This window comes from Cytobacillus sp., assembly GCF_964223445.1.
GTDB lineage: Bacteria > Bacillota > Bacilli > Bacillales > Cytobacillaceae > Cytobacillus.
Map to the genome: position 1 here is coordinate 79,411 of NZ_CAXQGS010000089.1, position 8,626 is coordinate 88,036.

The following is an 8,626-nucleotide window of genomic DNA, read 5'->3' on the forward strand; positions in this document are numbered from 1 at the left end:
AGATAATCACGCTATAATATGAAAAAAATAATTTTTGAGGTGACCAAAATGGAATTAGCAGATATTCGCAATGAACTTGAAAAAACAGCTAAGATTTTAGCGGACTTTAGGGGGTCTCTTTGACTTAGAAAACAAAGAGGCGCGCATCGCTGAGCTTGATGATGTCATGCTGCAGCCCGGATTTTGGGATGACCAGCAGGCGGCACAGATTGTTATCAGTGAATCGAACTCACTGAAAGAACAGGTAGTTGAATTCCACGATTTATACGAAACGTTTGAGAATCTGGAATTAACTTATGAGCTGGTAAAAGAAGAGAGCGACGCAGAATTGCAGGCAGATCTAGAGGGAGAGCTCAAGGACTTAGTGAAGCGCCTGAACGATTTCGAGCTTCAGCTTCTTTTAAGCGAAGAATATGATAAGAACAATGCCATTCTTGAACTGCATCCGGGTGCAGGCGGAACCGAGTCACAGGACTGGGGCAGCATGCTGCTTCGCATGTATACACGCTGGGCGGAAAAGAAAGGCTTCAAGGTTGAAACACTTGATTACCTGCCAGGAGATGAAGCAGGCATCAAGAGTGTTACCCTTAGCATTAAGGGCCATAACGCTTACGGGTACTTAAAGGCTGAAAAAGGCGTGCACCGTCTTGTAAGGATTTCTCCATTCGACTCTTCGGGCCGCCGTCATACTTCATTCGTATCCTGTGAAGTGATGCCGGAGTTCAATGACGAAATTGAAATCGACATCCGTACGGAAGATCTGAAAATCGACACATACCGTGCAAGCGGCGCCGGCGGTCAGCATATCAACACGACCGATTCTGCTGTCCGTATCACCCACTTGCCGACAAATGTCGTGGTAACGTGCCAGACAGAGCGTTCCCAGATCAAAAACCGCGAACGTGCCATGAAAATGCTGCAAGCTAAGCTCTATCAAAAGAAAATCGAAGAGCAGGAAGCAGAATTGGCTGAAATCCGCGGCGAGCAAAAAGACATCGGCTGGGGAAGCCAGATCCGCTCCTATGTCTTCCACCCGTATTCTATGGTAAAAGACCACCGCACCAACACGGAAGTCGGCAACGTCCAGGGAGTTATGGACGGCGACCTGGATTTGTTTATTAATGCATATTTGCGATCAAAATTGATTTTGCCTCAGGATTAATATGCAAAATAGCCTATGCTGGCATGTGGCCGGCATAGGCTTGTTTTTTTATTGGATTATAACTGAGCTAGCCGGTGAATGGGGATTGCTTTAGGAGTGGATGCGCTTTTTGAGTTGATTAATTTCGGTTTCGTGGACTCCGCTTTTTTTACTAAGGTGTTCGATATCAATTTTTGTGCCCTTCAAAGCATCCGAAATAACATCGAACGTCTCTTCATGCTGATCTAACTTCGTTTCAATATGCTTAAAATGGCTTCTGAATTCGGTGGCATTGTTCTCAATCTGTTCAGAAAGTCTTTCAACACTATTTTCAACATTCCCAAGTCTACTTTCAACATTCCCAAGTCTGCTTTCAACATTCCCGAGTCTGCTATCAACATTCCCAAGTCTGCTTTCAACATTCCCGAGTCTGCTATCAACTTTATCAATTCTGTTCTCAACATTCCCGAGCCTGCTATCAACTTTATCAATTCTGTTCTCAACATTCCCGAGCCTGCTATCAACTTTATCAATTCTGTTCTCAACATTCCCGAGCCTGTGTTTAACATCAGCAAATTCATGATCAATCGAATCAAACCTCTGATCAATCGAAACGAACTTCTCATCAATTCCATCAAACCTCTTGGAATGTTCTTTCAGTGTACTCAAAATTTCATTAAGAATCTTCTCCATTTTTCTCACCTCCTTTTCGACATTATACCACATGCAGCATAATTTCATGCTGAAGATTAAGCTGCTAAGAGCTTTGTGGACTAATGTTCATAAACATATCACACATTAAAATCGCATGATAAATTGAACGCTTTTATCGCAACATAATGGAAAGGCAGGAGTCCTTTAATACGGCAGTCTAATGGCATTTACAGGCTCCAGACTCCATGCTATACTCACTGACGGTAAAAATGGAATATGAACTTAATTCTGCATAGATCGGGACACCGGAGGGAGAAGAAATGGGCAAGAATAGAAGAGGATATACTTATAGTACAAGGGCGGAGAGATTGCTGGAGTACTTATATGTTTTAATAGGTTCAGGAATAGTGGCGATTGCGTTTAATATGTTTTTGCTTCCCAACCGAATTGCATCAGGAGGAGTAAGCGGGATCAGTACGATCCTGGATGCGGTGGCTGGCTGGGAGCCCGCATATGTACAGTGGGCATTTAATATACCGCTTTTTATTGCAGGTGTGCTTTTGCTCGGAAAACAATTTGGGGCGAAAACTCTGGCTGGTACAATATTTCTGCCGTTTGTTGTTTTTCTTACAAAAGATTATGAGCCATGGACATCTGATCCCCTGCTGGCTTCTTTGTTTGGCGGAATTGGCGTTGGCCTGGGTTTAGGTATTGTATTTCGGGGTAAAGCATCAACTGGAGGGACAGACCTTGCAGCACAGATTATTAACAAGTATACAGGTTTGTCCCTTGGAACTTGTGTAGCGATAATCGATGGATTGATCGTACTGTCAGCTGCGATTATTTTTGACATAGAGCAAGGGCTTTATGCCTTGATTGCCTTATATGTAACAAGCAAAACAATCGATCTCATACAGCTTGGATTCAGCCGGACAAAGATGGCATTAATCATTACGGAAAAACAAAGTGAAGTTCGTGAAGGAATTTTGAATAAAATTGACCGCGGTGTGACAAAACTATCAGCATACGGTGGTTATACCGACCATGAACGTCCAGTCCTCATGTGTGTGGTGGACCAGACGGAGTTCACAAAATTGAAACAACTGGTTCAAACCATTGATCCTACTGCATTTATCATTGTTACGGATGCTTCCGAGGTGTTGGGCGAGGGTTTCAAACGAGCATAGTGTTGGTATAATATAGCTGTACTTAGTATTTTTTCCTGAGGGGGAATTATAGGTGAAAAAGAAGCTACTGGCATTACTGATGGGTACATCTTTAGTTCTTGCAGCCTGCGGCGGCGGTGACGATGCGGCTGAAGACAAGGACACTGCTACAAACGGCGGCGGTGAAACAACGACTGATACTGCTGACGCCGGTGATGCACAAAAGCTTTATGAACAGAAATGTTCAAGCTGCCACGGTGCAAATCTTGAAGGCGGTGTAGGGCCTGCACTTGATAAAATTGGTGCCAGCCTATCACAGGAAGATATTGAAAACACAATTGCTAACGGTAAAGGGGCTATGCCTAAAGGCTTGCTTCAGGGAGAAGAAGCTTCTGCAGTAGCATCCTGGCTAGCAGGCAAGAAATAATAGGATTAAATGAAAACGTTCTGTTCAGCAGGACGTTTTTATTTTTTCTCTTATCGCAAGGTATGCTGCTATTTGTTTAATAACCGCTTAGTTGATGGGAGCGGAAAGCGAGCATCCTGGAGAGCAAATCAACGGACTGCATTAAGGTGAATGAATAAACAACATATGAGAGGTTATTTTTCTAGCAGCTTATGCTGAGCAAGACAATTTTTGACATGAATCGAGTGAATGCAATATGAAAAAAGAAGGAAAAATTCGTCGATTGAGCGAAGAAAACACTAGAATATTAATGAAACTCAGGAAAAAAGTAACAATAGTTAAGGGATTGAAAAGAAACTGTAATAATTTTTTCCGTTATTTTGACAACTTATGATGTTATAATGGGTTGTGTGAGAATTTTAGATGGCTAAATAGGCAGTATTTACAAGTATTTTGTCATTCTTTATGTCGAAAGGATGTCGTTTTTTAGCGAAAAAAGCCGTCTGCTATTTAATTCTTAATACACACTAGATGCTAGGTGATATATATGATCGATATGAAAGACGTATATAAGAGATACCCCAATGGTGTTACAGCTGCCAGCGGGATTGATGTGCATATCAAACAAGGTGAGTTTGTTTATGTGGTAGGACCGAGCGGGGCCGGTAAATCCACTTTTATTAAAATGATGTACCGGGAAGAAAAGCCTTCGAGCGGAACGATAACCATCGACGGAGTGAATCTTGCTACATTAAGGAATGCAAAGGTGCCGCTGATGCGCCGCAAAATTGGTGTTGTTTTCCAGGACTTTAAGCTTCTCCCGACTCTGACTGTCTATGAGAATGTAGCTTTTGCTCTTGAGGTCATTGAAGAGCATCCGAAGAATATTAAAAAACAAGTAATGGAAACTTTGGACCTTGTAGGTTTAAAGCATAAGGCAAGAATGCTTCCGACCGAATTATCAGGCGGGGAGCAGCAGCGTGTTTCCATCGCCAGATCAATCGTAAATGCTCCAAAGGTCGTGATAGCGGACGAACCTACAGGAAACCTTGACCCGGATACTTCATGGGAAATCATGAACATTTTCGATGAAATCAACACGAGAGGAACGACTGTGGTCATGGCAACTCATAATAAAGAAATTGTTAACACGATTAAGCACCGCGTTATTGCCATAGAAGGCGGAAGGATTGTGCGTGACGAGCAAAGAGGTGATTACGGCTATGAAAGCTAGAACATTGGGCCGGCACTTCCGTGAAAGCTTTAAGAGCCTCGGTCGAAACGGATGGATGACGTTTGCTTCGGCAAGTGCGGTGACAGTAACACTCATTTTGGTTGGCGTATTTTTCGTCATTATGATGAATCTCAACAAGGTGGCTACAACCATTGAAGAGGACGTGGAAATCCGCGTTCACATCGATGTTGCTGCAAATGAGAAGGATCAGGAAGTTTTACGGCAAAAAATCGAAGGAATACCCGAAGTCAAAACAGTGGAATATTCAACTAAGGAAAAAGAGCTTGATAGTTTAATAGACAGCCTTGGTGAAGAAGGAGAAGCCTTCAAACTGTTCGAACAGGATAATCCGCTGAACGATGTATTTATCGTAAAGACGAAAAACCCGGCAGATACTATGAAAGCGGCAAAGCAGATTGAAAAAATGGAATACGCAGCAAAAGTAAAGTATGGGCAAGGGCAGGTTGAAAAGCTATTCAACTTTATCAATGCCGGCCGAAACGTTGGCCTTGTGCTGATTATTGGCCTATTATTTACAGCCATGTTCCTGATTTCCAATACGATTAAAATTACGATTATGTCACGAAGAAAAGAAATCGAGATTATGAGATTGGTAGGAGCAACCAACGCGTTCATCAGATGGCCATTCTTCCTGGAAGGTTTATGGCTTGGATTGCTTGGATCCATTATTCCGATTGCACTTGTTTCAACAGCTTACTTTTATGCCTATGATTACTTGGCGCCAAAACTTGAAGGACACTTTATCAAGCTGCTGGAATTTAGCCCGTTTGTCTATCAGATTTCCGGACTCATCATCCTGATGGGTGCACTCATTGGTGTATGGGGAAGCCTGATGTCAGTCAGAAAGTTCCTGAAGGTATAGAACCAGCTTAGAAGGCCCTGCGGGGGGAACCTGTCCAGGAGCCTTCTAGCCTCATAATAATAGACGATTCAGCAATGTTAAATGTTTCAGACATAGTTAAAAAAATAGAACGATTGACCTGTACATATGGTGTTCATTGAAAGGAGAAATCGGAAAATTGAAGAAATCCATCATCACATTATCATTGGCTGCCATTTTGGGGTTTGGCAGCGCAACAGTAGGACTGCCTCTTGAAAAGGCGTCTGCAGCAAATAAACTAAACGATCTAAACAGCCAAAAGGACAAAATTAACCAGCAGCGTTCAGGAGTAGAATCGAAGATTAACGATACAGATAAAAAGCTTACCGAAAACCAGGGCGAGCAGCAGTCCGTACAAAGTGAGATTGAGCGCCTTGATAAAGCGATCAGCGATGCTTTAGCAAAAATTGAAGAGAAAAACGGCCAGATTGCAGACACAAAAAAGGAAATTGAAAAATTAGAAGCCGAAATTAAAATATTAGTAGAGCGCATCAAAAAGCGCAATGAACTATTAAAAGACCGTGCACGCAATTACCAGGAAACTGGCGGAATGGTGAGCTATATTGATGTTTTAATGGGTGCGCAAAGCTTTGGAGACTTTGTTGAACGTGTTGGAGCAGTTGCAACAATCGTAGAAGCAGACCAGGATATTCTAAAAGCGCATCAGGCGGATAAAGACGAGCTGGAGAAGAAACAGGCTCAGATAAAAGAAGAGCTTGCCTCTTTAGAAAAAATGCGTGCCGAGCTTGAAAGCTTGAAAAAGAGCCTAAATGCCCAAAAGGCAGAGAAAGATAAACTGCTTGCATCCCTAAAGCATGAAGAAGAGGAAATGCATGCTCATAAACTTGAACTAGCAGAAGAAAATGAAATTCTTGCAGCCCAGGAAGCGGCACTTCAAAAAGCGATTAAGATTGAGCAGCAAAAACAGGCAGAGGCAGCAAGACAAGCTGAATTGGCAAAACAGAAAGCAGCCCAGGAAGCGGCTAAAAAGAGCAGCTCTTCATCAGCAGGAAGCAGCTCATCATCTGACAGCGGATCATCAAGCAGCCCGCAGGTTACTCCACCGGCAGTTTCCGGCGGTGCATGGACAAAACCAGCTGCAGGAAGACTTTCTTCTGGTTTTGGCTGACGTTCATTAGGACAGCACTATGGTGTTGATATTGCTGCAGGCGGAACAGTACCGATTGTGGCAGCGGCAGACGGTGTCGTAATCCGTTCATACTATTCAAGCAGCTACGGAAATGCCATTTTCATTGCCCACTCTGTAGGCGGACAAACTTACACAACCGTATATGCTCATATGAGAAGCCGTTCTGTAGGCTCTGGCCAGACTGTTTCTAAAGGCCAGCAAATCGGTATCATGGGTAATACTGGACAATCTTATGGCCAGCATCTGCACTTTGAACTTCACAGAGGTTCTTGGAATGCAGCAAAATCAAATGCAATTAATCCAGTAGGCATTGTGCCTCTATAAAAAATAGTGAAAGTGGAAGGAGCTTAGCTTCTTCCACTTTTCTTTTACCCTTAAAGAGGGGCTTTAATCCTATTTATTTAACATTAGGAGGAGTGTCATGAATATATGGAGGTGCCGGCTTCAGCTTAGGTGCTGGAGCAAAAGGGGGAACTTCCTGCATGTATTGGAAGGTTCCCTGGCCATCCATGCTCCTGCCTTGAGCCCAGCGGCCCTGGCTGCTTTCATCTCCTCTTGAAAGGTTCATAAATACATAGGAAAACTCTTCTTTTTCAAGCTCCTTCGGGAATGTGCTTGGCACGGTCTTTCCTTCCTTGTCTTCAAGCTCTTTTATCGCGGCAAGCCATTGGTTCTGATGCATGCGGTCACGGGCAATTAAGTAGGCCAGCATGTCTTTGACACCGCGGTCATCAGTCATTTCATACAGACGGACAGCCTGCAGACGTCCCTGGGATTCGGCATTCAGATTCGCACGGAAATCAGCCAGCAGGTTGCCGCTGGCTACGATGTATCCACCCTGCCACGGGACCCCGACACTATTGACAGGCATGGCACCAAGACCGGAAACAATCGCATGCTGAGGGTTCATTCCGCCCAAAATCGCGGCAAGAAGCGGATCCTGGGCAGCTTTTTCCTGTTCTTTTACAGGTGCCCCGTCCAGCAGACGTGCAATCATGGTGGCAAGCATTTCAATATGGGCCAATTCTTCGGTCCCTGTATCCATTAATAGATCCCGATATTTATCATGTTTCCGCGCACCCCAGCCCTGAAATAAATACTGCATGGCCACAGACATTTCCCCAAATTGTCCGCCAATCAGCTCCTGCAGCTTTTTAGCATACACCCAGTCTGGTTTATCAGGCTTGGCATTATATTGAAGTTCTTTAATATGATAGAACATTTGCACACTTCCTTTATGTGAAATTCAACTTAATATATTCTTAAATTGAGATATTGTGCATATGCCTAACCTGATTATTGAAATCATAACTTGTCCTTATCCAGCATAGGATGTGATGAGCATGGTCATTTCATCAATCATGATGGAAAGTTTTTATAATGGCCTATGAGACCGCTGCAAAATAGAAAGGGAGATGAAGATGAGCAGAAAGTGGATCGCCGTGCTGATGACGGGATCATTGCTGACAGGAGCTGGCGGTACTTATGCAGGCATGCAGTGGCTGGCAAAAGAAACTCCTCAGACAGGAACAGGAAATCAATTGATAGATTTTAAGGAAAACGGAACACAAATTGAAAAAGAGAAAATCGAAAAAATGGAAACAGCCTATCAGCTAATTTTAAATAGCTATGTGGAAAAAGTAGAAGAAAAACAGCTCGTGGAGGGAGCCATCCAGGGCATGCTGGCGACCCTGGAAGACCCATACTCTGTTTATATGGATGAAGAAACAGCAAAACAATTCAATGATACACTGGAATCTTCTTTTGAAGGGATTGGGGCAGAAGTCAGCATGGTGGAAGGTAAAATAATCATTGTTGCACCATTTAAAGATTCACCAGCTGAAAAAGCAGGGCTGAAGCCGAAGTCCGGGCGTCCAGAATTGGTGGGCATCAAAACCGGCACCGTTTACGGATCGTTTTGCGTCGTTCGTGGAATCTCTGCTTGAGGAGGATCCGACGGACGCCAAATCAGCG

The 8,626-nt window shown here is 43.6% G+C and carries 7 protein-coding genes and 2 pseudogenes; 7 read left to right on the forward strand and 2 right to left on the reverse strand.

All coding sequences use genetic code 11. The annotated features are described in order from the left end of the window. The first annotated feature begins 48 nt into the window (after positions 1 to 48). Positions 49 to 1,162 (forward strand): peptide chain release factor 2 gene (gene prfB / locus ACEQ1T_RS16550; protein ID WP_206840122.1). Its coding sequence is split into 2 segments (ribosomal slippage): positions 49 to 120 and positions 122 to 1,162, totalling 1,113 coding nucleotides; the frame shifts between segments, so codons are not numbered across the junction. Positions 1,163 to 1,252: 90 nt separating this feature from the next. Here the strand turns inward: prfB and ACEQ1T_RS16555 are convergent. Further along, entirely contained in the window at positions 1,253 to 1,834 is a 582-nt protein-coding gene (locus ACEQ1T_RS16555) for a hypothetical protein (protein ID WP_370223820.1), read from the reverse strand. Between the two features lie 281 nt (positions 1,835 to 2,115). Between ACEQ1T_RS16555 and ACEQ1T_RS16560 the strand changes: the two genes are divergently transcribed. The 5 genes and pseudogenes from ACEQ1T_RS16560 to ACEQ1T_RS16580 all read left to right on the forward strand — a co-directional run bounded on the left by ACEQ1T_RS16560 (position 2,116) and on the right by ACEQ1T_RS16580 (position 6,976). Beyond that, entirely contained in the window at positions 2,116 to 2,982 is an 867-nt protein-coding gene (locus ACEQ1T_RS16560; RefSeq protein ID WP_370223821.1) for a YitT family protein, read from the forward strand. A gap of 52 nt (positions 2,983 to 3,034) precedes the next feature. Then, the gene (gene cccB / locus ACEQ1T_RS16565) at positions 3,035 to 3,388 is read left to right on the forward strand and encodes a cytochrome c551 (RefSeq protein WP_019383351.1); all 354 of its coding nucleotides are present in this window, start codon (positions 3,035 to 3,037) and stop codon (positions 3,386 to 3,388) included. 526 nt (positions 3,389 to 3,914) lie between these two features. Next, the gene (gene ftsE, locus ACEQ1T_RS16570; RefSeq protein ID WP_206840127.1) at positions 3,915 to 4,601 is read left to right on the forward strand and encodes a cell division ATP-binding protein FtsE; all 687 of its coding nucleotides are present in this window, start codon (positions 3,915 to 3,917) and stop codon (positions 4,599 to 4,601) included. Continuing rightward, positions 4,591 to 5,484: a permease-like cell division protein FtsX gene (gene ftsX, locus ACEQ1T_RS16575; protein ID WP_370223823.1), complete on the forward strand. Its 894-nt coding sequence runs from the start codon at positions 4,591 to 4,593 to the stop codon at positions 5,482 to 5,484. Before ftsE ends, ftsX begins: the two co-directional genes overlap by 11 nt. 157 nt (positions 5,485 to 5,641) lie before the next feature. After that, positions 5,642 to 6,976 (forward strand): annotated as a pseudogene (locus ACEQ1T_RS16580) (murein hydrolase activator EnvC). A 73-nt stretch (positions 6,977 to 7,049) separates the two neighbouring features. Here ACEQ1T_RS16580 and ACEQ1T_RS16585 read toward each other — a convergent pair. Beyond that, positions 7,050 to 7,874, reverse strand: coding sequence for a manganese catalase family protein (locus ACEQ1T_RS16585; protein WP_370223824.1), 825 nt, complete (start codon positions 7,872 to 7,874; stop codon positions 7,050 to 7,052). Between the two features lie 199 nt (positions 7,875 to 8,073). Here ACEQ1T_RS16585 and ACEQ1T_RS16590 point away from each other — a divergent pair. Beyond that, positions 8,074 to 8,514, forward strand: a pseudogene (locus tag ACEQ1T_RS16590) (S41 family peptidase); the annotation flags it as partial. Positions 8,515 to 8,626 lie beyond the last annotated feature (112 nt).